We start from the raw sequence: 18205 nt of genomic DNA on the forward strand, positions 1-18205 counted from the left end.
CAATTTTGGCAAAAACACTCCAGCAAAGATCGGTGCATTATCATTGATAATCCTTGTGTCAATCAGGATTAAAAGATAGGAGAAGATAGCTGAATCAAACACAAGCAAAACATATATTGCTAGATTGAAAGAAAATGCCTATCAAACGCTTCGAAGGTAGCAATAAATCTGAAAGATACTTGAAGTCTCTCTGTGATCGAACCTTTCTGTCTTTATGGGGATATTCAGGAGTTTATAGTGATGAAGGTTTAGACAGGCGAGGCCAGGGAGAAGAGGTCTGCGACCTGTTGGTTGTCTTCGAGAATAAAATACTAATTTTTTCTGATAAAGACTGTAAATTCCCAGAAAGTGGAACTCTTTTGACTGATTGGAAAAGATGGTTTAAGAAATCTATCCAAAAATCTGTCAAGCAACTTAGAGGTGCCGAGAAATGGATAAGAAGTCGCCCAAACAAACTATTTCTAGACAAAAAATGTAGTCAACCTTTTCCCATTTATTTACCTGAAAAGTTAAATTTTCATTTAATTGCTGTAGCTCACAATAGTTCTAACCGTAGCAAGAGAGAAATTGGTGGGAATGGAAGTTTGAATATCGAAGTACCTTCTCTCCAGGAAAACAAGGAGATTAACTTTGAGGAAACTCCTTTTTGCATTGGAGATTTAGATAGAGATAAGACTTTCATTCATATTTTGGATGATATCTCATTGGATATGACCTTAAGCGTGCTTGATACGGCACCAGACTTCATATCATATTTAGAAAAGAAAGAACTCTTATTTAGATCGGGCCGTAGAATCTCATCTCCAAGTGAACTGGATTTATTAGCTTACTATCATCAATTTATAACGATTGAGGATAAGCGTGACTTCGCAATAATGCATGAGCCTGAAGGAGCGATGCAGAATCTTATATTAAGTGATGAGTGCTGGCCAAGATTCAACCATAGTCCTGACTATCAGATTAAATTAGAAATGGACTCTATTAGCTATCAATGGGATGCATTGATTGAGAGATTAAGTCACCATGCATTACAAGAGAGCTTATTTTTTTTAGGTCAAGACACTTTGGCTGAACAAGAAATATTGATACGCCTCTTGGCAAGGGAGTCTCGCTTCCATAGAAGGTTTCTTTCTAAACTTTTATTCGAACTTATTTCGACTGCACCGATGGATAACACCGTGACAGTTCGATATGTACCATCCCTAACAAGTCATGACACTATATACGTCTTTTTGGTATGCTCGTACTCTCAAACCATGATTTATGAAGAATACCGGGTTGTAAGAAAAGAAGCTCTCTACTCAAGATGCTTAGTTGCAAAGTCACGTTTCCCAGAAATTCAACATGTAATAGGTATAGCTACCGAAAATATGTTTTTAGGTGTGGAAGGCCGATCTGAGGATCTTATTCATGTTGACGTAACAGACTGGACGGAACAAGATGAATTTCAAGTCAAGAAAATAAGACAAGATTTAAAACTTGATCAGGATTTAAAGGTTAGAGTCCATCATGATGATGAATATCCTCAATTCTTGCAATAGAAATTCTAAAGTTTCCTAAAGAATCTAGACATTGTTTTCTTGATAAGTCTTTAGAGTAGGTAGGTTGGGTGAAATAGAGGCGAGCGAATTAGTAAGTAGGTTGGGTGAAACCGAGTGGAACCCAACACATTGGAAGGCTTCGCTAAGTCTTGAATTCAGTTTGATTCCAGGGAGTGAGTATGGTACAAGCAACCGAATATCTCTACATAGTACGAGATGACAGCATTCTCAACGGAGAGCCGATTATTCAAGGCACACGTACTCCTGTCAGAGCTATTGTAGAAACCTGGCGGATGGGGGTTGCCCCAGAAGAGATCCCCCAAGGATTGCCTCATCTAACTTTAGGGCAAGTTTTTGGAGCCTTGACCTACTACAGCGATCACCAAGACGAAATCAATGGCTATATCGAAAAAAATCGTATTCCCGATGAGTTGATCGACCCATTGGTTAGAGACCTGTGAATAACCTTTTCATACGTCTGTACCTGGATGAAGATGTTCACGTCTTGGTAGCTGATTTGCTCCACGCACGAGGGTTTGACGTAGTGACTGCGCGAGATGCAGGAAAACTTCAGAACTCAGATGAAGAACAATTAGCCTATGCAGTCAGCCAAAGTAGAGCACTAGTAACCCACAATAGAACAGATTTTGAAGCTCTCGTTCAAGACTATTTTACTGCTGAGAACATGCACTATGGTGTTATTTATGCAGTGCGTCATCCACCTCAAGTTATTGCCCAACGGCTCCTTATAATCCTTAATCAGGTCACGGCAGATGAGATGCAAAATCAAGTTCGATATATTTGAATGTGGCTAAGGATACTTTGCAATCATCACTGACGCGCCTCAAACGCTACTTAGCAGAATATCGGCCGCAGCTTGAGAAGGCGATCGCAGCCATTCAAACCCTTGAAACCCCCGATGCAGACGAAGAAACCTTCAGCCAAGCCCTGGCTGACCTCCACAGGTGTGCCACTGTCCTAGAGTCTTACTCCGAAGGGATGGTGGATGCGATCGACCAATTTACTGAGGAGCAGCCGGATTAGAATGAAACCGCCCTGCTGTCGGAAGAGCAGGAAGTACAGCCAACCATACGTTCAGTAGTGGTAGGGTGTTCATGCCCTCACCCGCCTCGCTCCTATGACTAATCGCCTGGCAGATTCGCCCAGTTTGTATCTGCGTAAGCATGCCGAAAACCCGATCGCCTGGTGGCCCTGGTGCGATGAGGCCCTCGCGCAGGCCAGACAGGACGACAAGCCGATTTTTCTCTCGATTGGCTACTCCAGCTGCCACTGGTGCACAGTGATGGAGGGCGAGGCGTTTTCGGATGGGGCGATCGCCGCCTACATGAACGCCAACTTCATCGCCATCAAGGTCGATCGCGAAGAGCGACCCGACATCGACAGCATTTATATGCAGGCGCTGCAAATGCTCACCGGGCAGGGGGGCTGGCCGCTCAACGTGGTGCTGCACCCAGAAACGCGGGTGCCCTTTTATGGCGGCACCTACTTTCCGGTGGAGCCGAAGTACGGACGGCCCGGTTTCTTGCAGGTGCTTACGGCCCTGCGCCAGTTTTACGACACCGAAAAAGCCCGACTAACGGAAGTCACCGATGCGGTGCTGGGCAGCCTGCAGCAGGGGGCGCAGTTGCCAGTCACCGAGGGGATGCCTCTGGCAGAATTGCTGCAACCGGGGCTGACGACGAATGCCAAAATCCTGATTCCGAGCGGGCAAGGCACCTGCTTCCCGATGATTCCCCACGCGACAGCCGCGCTGGGCGGGCTGTGGTTTGATCTGGAACTAGATGTGGCCCATATCTGCGGCCAGCGGGGGCGCAATCTGGCCCTGGGCGGCATTTACGACCATGTCGGCGGCGGCTTCCACCGCTACACCGTAGACCCCAACTGGACGGTGCCCCACTTTGAAAAAATGCTCTACGACAACGGGCTGATTGTGGAGTATCTGGCCGACCTGTGGGCCAGCGGAGAACGAGAACCGGCCTTTGAGCGGGCGATCGCGCTGACCCACACCTGGCTACGCCGCGAGATGACCTCCCCTGACGGCTACTTCTACGCCGCCCAGGATGCTGACAGTTTTGCCACTCGCCACGACGCCGAACCCGAAGAAGGCGCCTTCTACGCCTGGCCTTACCCGGTGCTGGAATCTGCGCTGACTGCTGAGCAACTGGAGGCGTTGGCCAAGGCCTTTGCGATCGCCCCCGAGGGCAACTTTGAACAGCAGATCGTGCTGCAACGAACCTCCCTTGGCCCCCTCTCAGCCGCCGTGGAGTCCGCGCTGGATAAACTGTTTACCCTGCGCTATGGCGCTCCGGCGGCAGATCTGGCCACCTTCCCTCCCGCCACCACCAATCAGGCAGCCAAAACTCAGCCCTGGCCGGGCCGTATTCCCCCAGTGACCGACACCAAGCTAATTGTGGCCTGGAACAGTCTGATGATCTCTGGCCTGGCCAAAGCGGCCATGGTGTTGCAAAACCCCGATTATTTTGCCACCGCAGCGACGGCGGCTGAGCATATTCGCCAGCACCAGTGGATTGGCCGTCATCTATATCGCCTCGGCTACGACGGCAGCCCTCAGGTCGAGGCCCAAGCCGAAGACTACGCCCTTTTAATTAAGGCGTTCCTCGACCTGCACCAGGCCAGTCTGGCTCTGGCCAACTCCCCGGCAGAAACTGACTGGCTGACGCTGGCCATGTCTACCCAGCAGGAGTTTGATCAGCAGCTGTGGAGTGCTGCGCCGGGCGGCTACCTCAGCGCCCCCGCCGATCGGGCGCTGCTGGTGCAGGAACGACCTTACCAAGACAGCGCCACCCCAGCGGCCAATGGGGTAGCCGTCGCCAACCTCGTCCGTCTATCGCTGCTCACCGACAATCTGGACTACCTGAATCGCGCCGATTGCGCCCTGCACGCCTTTGGCACCGTGATGGAAGACATGCCCCGCGCCTGCCCCAGCCTGCTGGGCGGTCTCAACTGGTTTCTCCACGGCACCGTGGTCAAGGCCCAGGCCGCAATCGTCCCTGAGCTGGCAACAGAATACTGGCCCACGACCGTCTTCAGAGTCGGCCACGACTTGCCCCCCCAGGCCGTTGGCATGGTCTGTCGCGGCACCAAGTGCCTGGCCGTGGCAGACTCCCTCGACAAACTGCGGCAGCAGCTCAAAGGATAAGCCATATACCCCTGCCATCAGTACCTCCAGCCACACAAAAGCCCATTGCGCCTCCCCCCCCTCCCCCCATCTCCCCATCTTCCCCATCTCCCCCGCCCCCCGCCCATGCCCCACAATCCAGCTCTATTCGAGGCCTTACGCGATCGCATCCGCCAGTCACCCCAGGGCCGCATCCCCTTTGCCGAATTCATGGAGCTGGCCCTTTACCATCCCCAGGGCGGCTACTACACCAGCAAAGACGCCATCCTCGGGTTTGAGGGCGACTATGTCACCTCCGCTCACCTGGGCCACGACTTTGGCGAACTACTGGCCGCCCAGTTTGCCGAAATGTGGGAGCATCTGGACGGCCCAGAGCGTTTCTCGCTGATCGAAATGGGCGCTGGTCAGGGCTTAATTGCCGCCGATGCCTTGGGTGCCCTGCAAAACCACTATCCCCAGTGCTTTGCGGCCCTGAGCTATCAAATTGTGGAGAAGTCTGCGCTGCTGAAAACGGCTCAGAAGCAGCGCCTCGCCCCCTGGGCCGACAAGGTCGCCTGGGTAGAGCTAGAGGCGTTGCCTGACAATAGCGTTACCGGCTGCCTGTTCTCTAACGAGCTGGTCGACGCCCTGCCCGTGCATCAGGTGGTGATGGCCGAAGCGGGGCTGCAAGAGGTCTACGTCACGCTCTCCGACACCGCTGGCGGATCTGGACAAGAATCTGTGCAAGAACTAGTGGATGTGCCCTCCACCCCTCGCCTCGCCGACTACTTTGCCTTCGTTGGCATCGACTTGGCCGACCCCCAGTACGCCCCGGGCTATCGCACCGAAGTCCACCTGGCGGCGCTGGACTGGATGAAAACCGTGGCCGCCAAGCTCAATCGGGGCTACGTCCTCACCGTCGACTACGGCTATCCCGCCAGCCGCTACTACAGCCGCGCCCGCGCCCAGGGCACGCTCCAGTGCTACTATCAGCACGCCCACCACGACAATCCCTACAGCCACCTGGGCCACCAAGACATCACCGCCCACGTCAATTTCACGGCCCTAGAGCGCCAGGGCGATCGCTGCGGTTTAGAGACCCTGGGCGCGACCCAGCAGGGGATGTTTCTGATGTCCCTGGGGTTGGGCGATCGCATTGCCGCCCTCGGCCAAATTCAGGCCAGCGACCCGGCCACCGTCAGCCTCGCCATTCAGCGCCGCGACCACCTGCACCAGCTCATCAATCCCATGGGGTTGGGAAATTTTTTAGTGCTGGTGCAGGGCAAAGGGCTGTCGGCCCCGGCTAAGGTCCTGAAAGGACTCACGGTGCCGCCGCTGATCTAGGGCGGTGCTCCAGGGCACAGCGATCGCCGCCCCGCAGCTCTACTCAAAACATGTAAAAAAAGCCCTCCGGCAGTGCCGGAGGGCCAAGTCACAGGCGAACTTTACAGCCGCAATAGAGCAGAATTTCTGCGGGCGCTGCCCCGCCGCCAGCTAGAGCGAAAGCCAGCCGAACCACGACAGCACCACCGCTGCCGCCACTAGGCCGAGGAAAACGGCTAGTCCAGCCGTCACCGCTCCAGCCGCCTTGCGGACCTCATCCGGAGTCTCCATCCAGTCGCCCTGGTTCAGACGGCGATCGCGCGAGAAGTCGTAGCCCAGGGCCTCCAGCGTTGTCAGGTGGTCGTGGGTGTAGCGGGGCATCCGCTCAAAGGGAATGTCGCCCTGCGATCGCTGGGGCAGCACCCGCCGCCGCTGGTAAGGCACCGTGCGATCGCCAAAACCTGTCCTGTATTCCTCGCTCTCCAGCAGGGCATCCACCAGCCCTTCTACCCCCTTTGTTGCCAGCACAATTGACCAGGCCAGGGTTTCCTTATCATCGTAAACATTGCGCCCCAGCAGCCGCTGCACGCACAGTTCGACAAAGCGATAGTTGTTGTTTACCTCATAGTTCCAGGTGCGAAACGCATCGGAGATCGCCAGTCCGCGCACAAAATCTTTCACCGAAATCAAACCGCCCCGCAGTTGCGACTCCAGCAGCGTTTGGCGATTGCTCTTCAGCATTTGCTGTTCATGAAATATCTGCCGATACGCCGCCGAAATCAGCGCATCCATATCCACAGTGGAGAAGGTTTTATCTAGGGTAAAAATCCCAGAATGCTCGTCTCCCGGCACCTCGTAGCCCTCCACGCGCTGGTTCTGGCTGCTGGGCTCATAGGCTAATAGCGGCAAATTCACGGCTAGTTTTCCTCCACTTACGAAATAAAAATCTGCTTTTCCGACATACAGAAACTGTAGGCAGATGGCAGCCTTCACCACTATTTTCGGAGCCAAATACACCCCTAGCCGATAGTTAAATCAGCGCAATAATGGCTAAGGTTTAGCCTAGAAGAAGTGGGGATCAGGCATTCTTATTTCGACAGGGAGAGTAACAAACAGACATGTTTCTTCAAACTATCGAGAGCGGATCGATTAATCTTTTATAGGAAATTAATTATCGCCCCGCCATCTGTGTGAAAGTGTGTGAAAGGTTTAGTCTGAGGGCATTCGCAGCGGCACCCAGGCCTGACGCGATCGGCCAGATTGCTCAGGCCACCGCAGGACGAATGTCTCTGAAGCAATCGGTTCGCGATCGCCAAAAACCCTGGTTTGCCCCAGGGCGGGCGGTGTCTGTCGGCCTTAACTCAGCGCTATTCGCCCATAGGCAGACCGTCCATCGATCAAATTCAGTTTTGGCGCTAGGGCGTGATCTCCATGGGCGGCCTCAACCCGGCGGTTTAGCCATCGCTTTTGTAGCTTATGATTTCGCGGGCTATTTTTTCGGCAATGCCCTGGGTATCAAAGTAGTTGCCGTGGTCAATTTGCATATTGCTCAAGGTTGAGGCATTGAACGAATACATGTTGGGCGGGGCCGGGGGCGGGGCCGGGTTGAGTCCCAGACTGTCCTCGTAGAGATTATTTATGTTGCGCCCCACGATTAATTCTTTGAGGTCGTCGGCCCGCTCCCTCAGCTCTTTTTCTACCTTAGAAGCTTTGAGGGCCTCGTCGTGGCGTGAGTAGAAGAGATATACCCCGCCCACCAGGTGCAGCAGCCCTTCAAAAAATGGCCCCAGGTAGTAGACGTCTTCCATTTCGTTCTCTTTTTGGGCCGAATACTGCTCGCGCTGGTAGGTGGGTTCGCCGCTTCTATAGCACTTGGTCACGTGGCGACGCTCCACATCCGGGGCCAGCATGAAGTAGCCATCGATAAAGAATTTGTCAGAACCGCTATTCTGGCCTCGCAGAGACAGTTGTCCCTGATCGTACTTGTCGTAGTCGTAGGGTACATACTCCCGGTCAACGAGCTGCTTGAGCATGTTGCAGGCGAGAAAATTACCCATGCTGTGGGCGATTACAAAAATCTCCGCCGCCGGGTTAAATTTGTGGATGATGCTGATCATATTGGCCAGGGCCGGGCCGGAGCTAACCGCCTCGGTGCGGTCAGAATTGTAGGCCAAAACGCTGCCGTTGGCGGGCCAGGAAAAGCCCACCACAGCCGTTAGATTGTCCTCAGTGTTGAGTCGATACTGCTCTTCGGGCAGGAGCGGATCGACAATTAAATTTAAGCGGTTTTCAGGGGGCTTGAATGCATCGAGGTCGCGAATGGTGTCGGCCAGGATGGAAAACGAGGTCAGTGCCCCGTGGAGCGGCACGTTAAAGCCGTGGATGCCAATAATAATTCGCCTGATCGAGGGCTTAGACAAAAATGCTTGAAATACCGTCTCTTCAGAATTAATTATTAGCGATTCTTTGGGCATTTGTTGGGCATTGGTTTCGGCCAGATAGTAGGCCATGTACCGTCTGGCATCGATCCAGTTGTAGCCCCCGCTCTGCATATTTTTGCGGTCTTTGAGGGAGACATCGCGGGCCAAATTGTCGCGATCGCGGTTGGTGGCAAAGTAGCGAATATAGGTCATAGCTGTGCCCCTGGGCTGTACTTTGGCGGATCGAACCTGGCGGATCGAACCTGGCGGATTGTACCACTTCCGACTGCTGTAAACCCTGGCTCACCCGCCAGCGCCATCGGAGATTGTCGCCAGGCAAAATTAGGCCCTAATCCCCAAAGGCGATCGGCCCTTCCGGTGCTGAGGCCAGTCGATTGGTGGTTGCCCCTTCAGCGACGGGTGGCCTGCTATTGCCCATCTATAGACCATAGCCCCCGGCACCATCGCCTGCACCGCCTGCCTGCAAGAGACTGTAACCCTGTTGGCGGTAGGTTTGACACTGGTTTGACACATGCCCTTTCTATACTTCGGCAAGTATGTGTTCATTCCAGGAAGCCGACATGAAATTTCAGCTAGCCACTGCTCTTTTAGCCGGTTCAATGGTCTTTTACGCTGGTTGCAGCGCTGGTTCACATTCCGACGGAATATCGATCACAAATCCGGCTGGGGAAGCTGCCCTGCGGAACCAGTTGTCTGGGCAGACTGGCGAGAAGGCCACAGCGGTTTCGGAGACAACAACTGGGCAAAAACACGCCTCAGGACTGTCGGAGCTGTCCAATATTATTGATGTGCGCATTGCCGACGACAAAATTACGACCAGCTACGACAAGGCCGATGCGGGCATTGTCAGCCTGGATATTCGCAATGACAGCGGCAGATCGCTAAATTTAATCCTGCTGAAAACCGATTTATCCGCTGACCAGATTCCTATCAAAGCGGGCAAAATTGACTTTTCTGGCAAAACGGTTGCCCTGTCGGGAAGTTTACTCAGCAATCCCCTGCCCGCTGGTGGAACAGATTCAATTGTTAGCGATCTCGATCCGGGCAACTATATCTTGATGGCCTATGCTCCAGGCAATGTCAGGGCAGCTATAACCCAGCGCATAACCGTTCAGGCTCCGGGCACCTGATGGTCGTCGCCCTGCGGAAGGGCCAGGCGAATTGTTTTGCCTTCAGCTCTGGGCTGGCGGGCTTTTGGAAAATCGCGGCGTTTACCGTTTCTTTTTCTTGCGGGTGCTCGGGGCTGTGGAAGGAAACAGCCAGGCCAATATACCCATACTGGCCAGGAGCAGGAGGGCCAGCACTAGCACCCCCGCCGGAACCGATAGCGTCGCCATGGCGAATACCTTATATTTCTTAAACCCTCACAGTAGGAACTGTGAGTGGCTAAGCTGTGCCAAGGCTGTGTCAATTCGGCAGCGGCACGGATTTTAGCAGCCGCTCTGTGGGGCGGATCTATACCAGGGCCGCTGGCCTCGCCTGTAGAATTCGCTACCCTGCCGCAAGAATTTCGCCAGAGAATTCTGAGCGCACCGTCTAGAATGATGCAGACGCTGTAGGAGTAGGGGATTGGTGCAGGTTTCTGGGCCTCAAGACGGGTCTTCGCTGCGGCAGCTCCAGCGGGTGTTGGGGAGCTTGAGGGTTTACCCCTGGCTGGCCCTGGGCGCGTTGGGCAGTGCCCTGCTGCTAGTAGCTGCCTATGCGGTTACGCCGCAGCTGTTTCGCTGGGCCATCGACCAGGGCATTGCCGAAAATAATTTGACCATCGTGCTGCAGAGCGGGGCGGGGCTGGTGGCGGCGGCCCTGGCCCGGGGGCTGTTTAACTTTGGCCAGAGCTTTTGCGCCGAGGCGCTATCCCAGAGCGTGGTCTACGATCTGCGCAACCGCATTTTTAGCAAGATCCAAACCCTCAGCTTTAGCTACCACGACCAGGCCCAGACCTCCCAGCTGCTCACCCGCGTCACCAGCGATATTGAGCAAATTCGCACGTTTCTCAGCACCAGCCTGATTCAGGTGATTAGTGGGGTGGTGACGCTGGTGGCGATCGCCATCATTTTGCTGGCGATGAACTGGCGGCTGGCGCTGATTAGCCTGACGGTGGTGCCCGCCGCCGGATGGCTGATGGCGCGGTTTTTTAGCCGCAACAACCTGCTGTTTCGCCAGGTGCAGGAGCAGCTCAGCGACCTGAATGCGGTGCTACAGGAAAACTTGCTGGGGGTGCGGGTGGTAAAAGCCTTTGTGCGGGAGGAGGTCGAAACCGATCGCTACACCCAGCTCAACAACGGCCTGATTGCCGCCAACATGAAGACCATTTTGGCGATTCGCAACACGTTTCCGTTTATTTTCCTGGTCAGCAACCTGGTGATTGTGGCGGTGGTGGGCTACGGCGGAGTAGCGGTGATTGACGATCGCTTTTCGGTGGGGCAGCTGGTGGCCTTTAACGCCTACCTGCTGCTGATTTTGCAGCCGATTTTGCTGATTGGCTTTGCCGCCCCGGCGATCGCCCAGGCGGCCTCGTCGGCGGAGCGGGTCTACGAGGTGGTCGATGCCGCCATTGAAATCCGCGATCGCCCCAACGCCGTTCCCTTTGCCACCTGCGGCGGACGCATCACCTTTGAGCATGTGTCGTTTCGCTATCCGGGGGCGACCAGCCCGGCCCTGTGCGAGATTTCCTTTGAGACCAAGCCCAACGAGCTGATCGCTATTTTGGGCATGACCGGCTCGGGCAAAAGCACCGTCACCAACCTGATTCCCCGCTTTTACGATGTCACCAGCGGGGCCGTGCGCATCGACGGGCGCGATGTGCGCGACTTTACCTTAGAAAGCCTGCGATCGCACATCAGCACCGTGTTCCAGGAGACCACCCTGTTTTCGGGCACCATTTTCTCGAATATTACCTACGCCAAGCCCGAGGCCACCCTGGATGAGGTGATTACAGCGGCCAAAGCGGCTCAAATTCACGACTTTGTGGCAGATTTGCCCGACGGCTACGACACCGTGGTGGGCGAGCGCGGGGTGGGCCTCTCGGGGGGGCAAAAGCAGCGAATTGCGATCGCCCGCACCCTGCTGACCAACTACAGCATTTTGATCCTCGACGACAGCACCTCCGCCGTGGATGCCCAGACCGCCGCCCAAATTCAGGCTGCCCTCGACGACCTGATGCGCCGCCGCACCTGCACCGCCTTTGTCGTCGCCCAGCGGATCAGCACCGTGCGCACCGCCGATCGCATTTTGCTGATGGATAAGGGCCGCCTGGTGGCCCAGGGCACCCACGAGCACCTGATGGCCACCAGCCCGCTCTACGGGGTGATTTTAGAGTCACAGGTCGGTGCCACTCCGGTGCTGACTTAATTTTTCAGGGCAGTCAGCCCAGAAAACTTCGGAACCTTCTATACAACTTTACAATTGGACGATGCGGCATGCCCAAATAAATACCCTAATCACAAGGTATTGTTTACGGTGGTGAGTATTAGATAAAGCGGTGAAAGTATTTGATTTCAAGGATTACTTATGCGTAAACAAATTACCGAATATACGTCTCCCCTAGATGCATTGATTGCCCTAGCCAAGCAGCTAAACACGTACGAAATTCAGTACCAAATGGATTCTGCTGAATTCTTCACCAAGTACAGTCAGGGCGAAACCTCTGACGCAGAAGACTTTGTTGAGTGGGCTGGCAACTACCAGCACTACTTGGCCCTGCATCAAGAACTCGCAGACAGGCTGCAAAATGTCGCGTAGTGCTCTACTAAACTATTTTGACGGCATTGAGCAGCAGTTCTTCACGTTGCCTAACCTATATGTTGAGCAGTTCAATGCCACCATTCTGACGGCAGAACGAGGCAACCTCAAACTGCGGTTACGGTTCAAAGGTAGATACCTGCTAGCTATCAGCGAAGCCCTACAGGTTGTGAATGGTCGCATTACACAGATTGACTATCGCTATCACCTCCAAGACGAGAAAAATCAGCTAATCTTTCGCTACGACAGCACTCCTCACTTTCCTGAACTGCCCACCTTTCCCCACCACAAACATCTCCCCGATACTGTTATCTCTGCAAATAAACCTGACCTTGTTCAAGTGCTCCAGGAGGCTAGTACTTTTGTTGAGGCCCAAAACTAGATGACTACCGCTGCAACTGACTCGATCGCAGAACCCAAGCCCAAGCTCTCCACCGTGGGGCGCTTTTTGCAGTACTTTGCGCCCTACCGCCAGGATCTGCCCGTGGCGCTGCTGCTGGTGGCGATCGGGGCGACTACCCAGGCGATCGGGCCGCTGCTGATTGGCTGGTCGATCGACAACCTGATTTTGGCGGGCAACCTGCCGGGCCTGGCAAAAATGCTGGCGGCGCTAACGGCCATTTACCTCGTGGGCGTCTGGGCCATTCGGGGCCAGATTTTGCGCATGGGCTCGATTGTGCAGCGGCTGCTGGGGCAGCTGCGGCAGGATATTTTTGACAAAGTGCAGAGCCTGCCCGTCAGCTTTTTTGACCGCAGCGAGGCGGGCGACCTGATGAGCCGCCTGCTCAACGACGTGAACACCGTGAATCAGGCCTTTGGCCTCACCATTCCCCAGGTGCTGGGCCAGACCCTTAGCCTGGTGGCCATCATCATCGCCATGCTGTCGATCAATTTGCAGCTGGGGCTGCTGAGCAATCTGGTGGTGCCGCTGATGATTTTCACCACCGGGTTTTTCTCCCGCTGGGCCAGGGGCAGGTTTCGGGTCACCCGGCAAACCATTGGCGACCTGTCGGCCAAGCTGGAAGAAGACATCGGCAGCGTGAAAGAGGCCCAGGCCTTTAACCGCACCCAGCTCAACATTGAAGAGTTCGACAGCCTCAACGCCGCCAACCGCAAGGCCAACGTGCAGGCGGTGGCGGTGACGGCGGCGTTTTTGCCCTCCATCGACTTTCTCAACACCCTGGCCACGGCTGGGGTAATGGCCTACGGCGGCTATCTGGCCGTCACCGGGGTAATGACGGTGGGCACGGTGACGGCGTTTTTGCTCTACGTGCAGCAGTTCTTTCGCCCGATTCAAATTCTCAGCCAGTTTTATACCCAGGCCCAGTCGGCCCTGGCGGGACTCGATCGCATCTTCTTTCTGCTCGATGAGCCGGTCACCCTGCAAGATGCCCCCAATGCCACCGAGATGCCGCCCATTCGCGGCGAGGTGCGGTTTGAGTCGGTGGGGTTTGGCTACACCCCCAACCAGCGGGTGCTCAAGGATGTCAACCTCTGCGCCCAGCCGGGGCAGATGATTGCCCTGGTGGGGCCAACCGGGGCGGGCAAAAGCACGATTATCAACCTGATCATGCGGTTTTATGACGTGTCGGAGGGAGCGGTCAAGATCGACGGCATCGATGTGCGCGATGTCACGCAGGCCAGCCTGCGCCGCCAGATCGGCATTGTGCTGCAAGACAATTTGCTGTTTACCGGCACCGTGGCCGAAAACATTGCCTTTGGTTCCCCCAACGCCAGCCAGGCCGAGATTGAGGCGGCGGCCCAGGCGGCCAATGTGCACGAGTTTGTCAGGTCGCTGCCCCAGGGCTACAGCACCCGCCTGGGCGAGCGGGGCGCCCCGCTTTCCCAGGGGCAGCGGCAGCTGGTCAGCATTGCCCGCGCGGTGCTGATCAACCCGCGCATTTTGGTGCTCGATGAGGCCACCAGCAGCATTGACACCCGCACCGAGGCGCTGGTGCAGGACGCGATCGCCACCCTGCTGCAAAACCGCACCAGCTTTGTGATTGCCCACCGCCTTAGCACCGTTACCCAGGCCGACCAGGTGCTGGTGATTCAGCAGGGCGACATTGTAGAGCAGGGCACCCACGCCGAGCTGATCGATCGCCAGGGCATCTACGCCAACCTGTACAGCCTCCAGCTGGGCGCAGATTAGCGATCGCCCACCCCGTACCCAAATCCAAAATTGCCCTCAGATCCGGCCCAGATAGGCCGTCAGCAACCCATACCCCTGCTCGTTGAGATGCAGTCCGTCAGTGGTCAGCTCCGCTCGCAGCAGCCCCTGGCTATCTTTAAAGGCGGGCTGGAGATCGACGAAGGTTGCCCCCCGCCGCTGCACCGCGATCGCGATCTGTTGATTGAGCTGGCCCACCGCTGGCTGGGGCAAATTGGATAACCGGGTCGGCAAAATAGACAGCACCACAATCCGCGCCTGGGGATGCTGAACCCTGAGCCGCTGCACAATCAGCTCCATATTCGACACCGTGACATCAGGGGCAACCCCGGTCTTCAGGTCGTTGACGCCCGCCATGACGTAGACCACGCTGGGCCGTGCGCTGGCAAAGAAGGTAATCCGCCGCACCATGTGGGCGGTGGTTTCGCCAGAAATGCTCTGGTTGAGCCAGAGGCGATCGCGCGGCAGCTGCTCCTGGGGCAGCCACAGACAGAGCGAATCGCCCACCACCACCGCCAGCGGGCTTTGTCCCTGGCTGGCCGCCATGGTGGTCGCCTCGTGGGCCAGCAAACTCTGCCACTGCTCGTGGGTGGGCTGCTGCCAGGGGGCCTGCCACTGGGCCGCGAAGGTGCCGGGCGCAATGCGGCTGTAGAGCTGCCCCGCCTGGAGGGTAGCGACGCGCTGTACGTAGAGCTGGCCGCCCGTGTGGGGGCGGAGCGCACCCAGGTTGGGGGTGTTGGCGCTGTGGCCTGGGGCGGCGATCGCCACGCCCAAAAGGCTTAAAAAAATCGACGGTGCCAAACGCCGCATGGTGGGTTGCCATCCTGTAGCCAATGCGCTCAAAGCACCGTAACTATAGCAATCGGCTGTTAGGTTGGAACAGGTTTGCCGTGGCTATCTCAGGCCGCATTGAGGGGTTTGATGCTACTGGGCACTCTCCACCTTCGACATAGCGTGGCGCGGCGGTGATGTGGGGAGGGAGCGCGATCGGCACGAATTCGTTGTAAGACTGGCTGATAAACGACTTTTATCGGCTTTGCACAGGATCTTCAGCAGGGGGATGGCGACCCACCGTTTTGTTAATCGGTAGGCTGTGGCTGGTTAAGGTAGAGGTTGCGAATGGCGCGGTTCACGAAGCTCAGATAGTCGTCGATATCTTCATAGCGATCTAGTTCGACGACTTCTTCTAAACTGAGACCGTCATCTGCTTGCTTATCAATTAAAGCTTCTATGCGCTTCTGAACGATTTGAGAAGCCCGAAAGATAGGAATGCCTTCTTCTACCACAATGTTTACGGCTCCCTCGACGGGGAGGGAGTCCGGGAAGGTTTGTAGCTGAGGGGGAAGGAGAATGCTCATAGGGTCTATGCTGGCAGCTCCTCCTAGGAGTTATCCCCCATTGTCTACCCTACTAGCTAAAATGTTAATCAATCTCATCCACTACAGCGCTAGCGACGATGACTGATAATGAGCTTTTAGACCGAATTGCCACCGATCCAAAAATTATGGTTGGCAAACCTGTGATTCAAGGTACTCGCCTTACGGCTGAATATATTCTGAATCTTCTGGCCATGGGGCGACGATAGCTGAAATTCTAGAAGAATACGAAGGCTTAGTTAAAGAGGATATTCTGGCCTGTCTTCTGTTTGCCTCACGGTTTTTAGAAAGCGCAAGTTTTATGCCTCTAGAGAAGGAGATTGCTTAGTTGCGCTTTTTGGTTGATGAGAACACGGGAGTTGTCGTTTTGCAAAGTGAATAACCTGCACGACAACCAGATGAAGCATGGTTTGATGCAGTGCCCTATCAATAGGAGTTTTCAAGTTTTCGGCGGTTTGTCAGGGAGGGTTTTTATGAGGAAGATTGGGGATGCAAGTGCAAAGGGAAGGAGACAGTAGTTGAGTTTGAGGGGGAGGGGTTGGTGGTGGGTGAGTAATGGGGTAGTGGGCATTGCCCACCCTACTAGCTACATCCATTAAAATCTAGTTGGTCGCGAATTGGTGCACGCTCTGAAAGATTAGTCCTATTCAATCTTCCATCGCTGCTCTGTTGAGCATAGAGGATGGCTTGAAGATTGTGGAATTAAGATCAGATTAGTTTGCTGGAGAAGATTGGTACAGAGTAAAAGCTTCTGCTATGTGCTGGATTTTACGCACACACCCCGACTCGCAAAAGATTTTCAATCGCACTTATCATGTAGCATTACCTTAAGATCAGATGGAAAATCACATATCTCCTGAAGTGGCAGGCCTTAATCTCGTTCATTATTCAAATAGCTTGAATAAGAGATTTTCAGATGAGGATCTGAGGAAATTTCTGAAAAATTTCCAGCTCAATAAAGCTCTTAGTTTAATAGGGACAACATCATATAATCTCTTTAAAGACTCTCGGACCTTTGGAACAATCAATAAAAAACCTGTCGCCGAGTACATCTTGGCATATATTTCTATTCAGTTCATTAAGTCATCAAACGATTATAAAAGCAAGGTAATGACAGACATTGATCTTGCTTTTGCTTGCGAAATGTATTTCAACTTGGAAGATCCAGTTTATCAGGATTATAAATTTGATGAATTTAACGTCCGTCTAGGAAATAGCCAACTGGATTTTGATAGAGAAAGAAGGAACTCTCTATCTAGAGCATTAGTGATTTACAAAAAATTATGGAATGAATTTGACCACAATCAATTGAATATTGAAAGCTGCATCAAGGAGATAACTGGATTAAGAATTGAAGAATCTTTATTCTTGAGCTACTTCTTTGCTTTAAGTTCTCAAAAAGGTTATTTTCGGCGAGTTGATCTCCAAGAAGCAACCAAAACCGATAAAGAAAACTCAAAAATTATCAATGCTTTGAGCCCCTTAAAACAAAAGATATTTATTGATTATTGATTGGGTCTCCAGGGGTTATGGATTTTTTAGAAAAGATGACGAGCTTGCCATAAATCATTTTTACGATAAATATCAGTTCAATCCTTTAAGGAAGTTTCCTGTCTTAGTTTCCGACAAAAAACTAATTCAAACAGGCACGGAAACTTATATCGTCCCAATACCAAGGCTGTTATATGAACGTGTTTCTCGGGGAATATACTTTGATTTGGCAGACTATCATAAAGGTAATGGTCGGAACAATAAATTTCGCGAATCTTTTGGATACGTGTTTCAGGAGTATGTAGGCGAACTTTTAAGGGAAACTATAGACTATGCGCAAATAATAAAGGAGTGGGTGTATGCAAAACCAAACAACAAGACTCCTGATTGGATTGTTTGTGCAGAAGGCAAAGCTATACTTGTAGAAGTGAAACAATCTGGATTATACTTACGTGCAAAGAGTTTAGGCAATATAGAAGATGTTAAGAGCGACATCAAGAAAACTATTGCCTCGGCTGTCAAACAGTTGTGGAATTTTGAAGACAATATTCGTAATGGGAGATATGAAAATATCGATTTTATCAAGGATTGTGAAATTGTTGAAAGACTGATTGTTGTATACGATTCAAGTTACTTCTTTAATTCTATTTTGAGAGATTTTACTTTAGAAGTGCTCTCTAGTGTTCCCAGTAGTTACTCTTGGCATGTTATTTCAGTTGAAGAATTAGAGCAGGTTCTTGGCTTAATTGACTTGAACCTATTTGAGCTTTTAAAGGAAAAAAGAGTTGATTCGAATGGCTATTTAATGGACTTTAAAAATTATATTGGCCGAAAATATAGGGGAAGAGCTATTAAAAACAGGTATCTAGATTCCATACAAGATGCTTTCTGGACTAATGAACTGGGGCGTTCAATTACAGAACTTAGATATTAACTCACCTTTCCACCCAGCTATTAACAGCCAATCGCGAACGTTACCTTAA

18 protein-coding genes and 1 pseudogene are annotated in these 18205 nt (G+C 53.2%); 14 read left to right on the forward strand and 5 right to left on the reverse strand.

Annotation, left to right across the window (positions count from 1 at the left end; all coding sequences use genetic code 11):
- Positions 1 to 134 precede the first annotated feature (134 nt).
- From LEPTO7104_RS0127495 to LEPTO7104_RS0127520, 6 genes are all read left to right on the forward strand, one after another.
- Positions 135 to 1541, forward strand: a complete 1407-nt coding sequence (locus LEPTO7104_RS0127495) for a hypothetical protein (RefSeq protein WP_026073139.1) — start codon at positions 135 to 137, stop codon at positions 1539 to 1541.
- 179 nt (positions 1542 to 1720) lie between these two features.
- Entirely contained in the window at positions 1721 to 2002 is a 282-nt protein-coding gene (locus LEPTO7104_RS0127500) for a DUF433 domain-containing protein (protein ID WP_026073140.1), read from the forward strand.
- Positions 1999 to 2346: a DUF5615 family PIN-like protein gene (locus LEPTO7104_RS0127505; protein WP_017301808.1), complete on the forward strand. Its 348-nt coding sequence runs from the start codon at positions 1999 to 2001 to the stop codon at positions 2344 to 2346. Before LEPTO7104_RS0127500 ends, LEPTO7104_RS0127505 begins: the two co-directional genes overlap by 4 nt.
- A gap of 17 nt (positions 2347 to 2363) precedes the next feature.
- Positions 2364 to 2585, forward strand: coding sequence for a hypothetical protein (locus LEPTO7104_RS0127510; RefSeq protein ID WP_155523811.1), 222 nt, complete (start codon positions 2364 to 2366; stop codon positions 2583 to 2585).
- Between the two features lie 94 nt (positions 2586 to 2679).
- Positions 2680 to 4722, forward strand: coding sequence for a thioredoxin domain-containing protein (locus tag LEPTO7104_RS0127515; protein ID WP_017301810.1), 2043 nt, complete (start codon positions 2680 to 2682; stop codon positions 4720 to 4722).
- A 105-nt stretch (positions 4723 to 4827) separates the two neighbouring features.
- On the forward strand, positions 4828 to 6024 hold the full coding sequence (locus LEPTO7104_RS0127520) for a class I SAM-dependent methyltransferase (protein ID WP_017301811.1): 1197 nt from the start codon (positions 4828 to 4830) through the stop codon (positions 6022 to 6024).
- 150 nt (positions 6025 to 6174) lie between these two features.
- On the opposite strand, the gene LEPTO7104_RS0127525 is transcribed toward LEPTO7104_RS0127520, so the two are convergent.
- Both LEPTO7104_RS0127525 and LEPTO7104_RS35635 read right to left on the reverse strand, forming a co-directional pair.
- A complete protein-coding gene (locus LEPTO7104_RS0127525) occupies positions 6175 to 6918 on the reverse strand; it encodes a phycobilisome rod-core linker polypeptide (RefSeq protein ID WP_017301812.1) in 744 nt (247 codons plus the stop codon).
- 539 nt (positions 6919 to 7457) lie between these two features.
- Positions 7458 to 8636, reverse strand: coding sequence for an alpha/beta hydrolase (locus LEPTO7104_RS35635; protein ID WP_017301813.1), 1179 nt, complete (start codon positions 8634 to 8636; stop codon positions 7458 to 7460).
- A gap of 497 nt (positions 8637 to 9133) precedes the next feature.
- Here LEPTO7104_RS35635 and LEPTO7104_RS35640 point away from each other — a divergent pair, with 497 nt between their 5' ends.
- Positions 9134 to 9574: a hypothetical protein gene (locus LEPTO7104_RS35640; RefSeq protein ID WP_017301814.1), complete on the forward strand. Its 441-nt coding sequence runs from the start codon at positions 9134 to 9136 to the stop codon at positions 9572 to 9574.
- Positions 9575 to 9655: 81 nt separating this feature from the next.
- Here LEPTO7104_RS35640 and LEPTO7104_RS42560 read toward each other — a convergent pair whose 3' ends face one another.
- Entirely contained in the window at positions 9656 to 9781 is a 126-nt protein-coding gene (locus tag LEPTO7104_RS42560; RefSeq protein WP_017301815.1) for a hypothetical protein, read from the reverse strand.
- A 232-nt stretch (positions 9782 to 10013) separates the two neighbouring features.
- Between LEPTO7104_RS42560 and LEPTO7104_RS0127545 the strand changes: the two genes are divergently transcribed.
- From LEPTO7104_RS0127545 to LEPTO7104_RS0127560, 4 genes are all read left to right on the forward strand, one after another.
- Complete coding sequence (locus LEPTO7104_RS0127545; RefSeq protein WP_017301816.1) at positions 10014 to 11795, forward strand: ABC transporter ATP-binding protein; 1782 nt, start codon at positions 10014 to 10016, stop codon at positions 11793 to 11795.
- Between the two features lie 159 nt (positions 11796 to 11954).
- Positions 11955 to 12185 carry an antitoxin TumA gene (gene tumA, locus LEPTO7104_RS0127550; RefSeq protein ID WP_017301817.1) on the forward strand — a complete coding sequence of 77 codons (231 nt, stop codon included), beginning with the start codon at positions 11955 to 11957 and terminating at the stop codon, positions 12183 to 12185.
- Positions 12175 to 12567, forward strand: a complete 393-nt coding sequence (tumE, locus tag LEPTO7104_RS0127555) for a toxin TumE (protein WP_017301818.1) — start codon at positions 12175 to 12177, stop codon at positions 12565 to 12567. The genes tumA and tumE overlap by 11 nt, the downstream gene beginning before the upstream one ends.
- Entirely contained in the window at positions 12568 to 14337 is a 1770-nt protein-coding gene (locus LEPTO7104_RS0127560; protein ID WP_017301819.1) for an ABC transporter ATP-binding protein, read from the forward strand. It begins immediately after the preceding gene.
- Between the two features lie 36 nt (positions 14338 to 14373).
- Here LEPTO7104_RS0127560 and LEPTO7104_RS0127565 read toward each other — a convergent pair whose 3' ends face one another.
- The gene (locus LEPTO7104_RS0127565; protein WP_155523812.1) at positions 14374 to 15165 is read right to left on the reverse strand and encodes a GDSL-type esterase/lipase family protein; all 792 of its coding nucleotides are present in this window, start codon (positions 15163 to 15165) and stop codon (positions 14374 to 14376) included.
- Between the two features lie 269 nt (positions 15166 to 15434).
- The gene (locus LEPTO7104_RS0127570) at positions 15435 to 15713 is read right to left on the reverse strand and encodes a hypothetical protein (protein ID WP_017301821.1); all 279 of its coding nucleotides are present in this window, start codon (positions 15711 to 15713) and stop codon (positions 15435 to 15437) included.
- A gap of 98 nt (positions 15714 to 15811) precedes the next feature.
- Between LEPTO7104_RS0127570 and LEPTO7104_RS43815 the strand changes: the two are divergent.
- The 3 genes and pseudogenes from LEPTO7104_RS43815 to LEPTO7104_RS39515 all read left to right on the forward strand — a co-directional run bounded on the left by LEPTO7104_RS43815 (position 15812) and on the right by LEPTO7104_RS39515 (position 18156).
- A pseudogene (locus LEPTO7104_RS43815) lies at positions 15812 to 16059 on the forward strand (DUF433 domain-containing protein).
- Between the two features lie 782 nt (positions 16060 to 16841).
- Entirely contained in the window at positions 16842 to 17243 is a 402-nt protein-coding gene (locus LEPTO7104_RS40515; RefSeq protein ID WP_155523813.1) for a hypothetical protein, read from the forward strand.
- Positions 17233 to 18156, forward strand: coding sequence for a hypothetical protein (locus LEPTO7104_RS39515; protein WP_017301823.1), 924 nt, complete (start codon positions 17233 to 17235; stop codon positions 18154 to 18156). Before LEPTO7104_RS40515 ends, LEPTO7104_RS39515 begins: the two co-directional genes overlap by 11 nt.
- Positions 18157 to 18205 lie beyond the last annotated feature (49 nt).

It is taken from the genome of Nodosilinea nodulosa PCC 7104, from assembly GCF_000309385.1.
GTDB lineage: Bacteria > Cyanobacteriota > Cyanobacteriia > Phormidesmidales > Phormidesmidaceae > Nodosilinea > Nodosilinea nodulosa.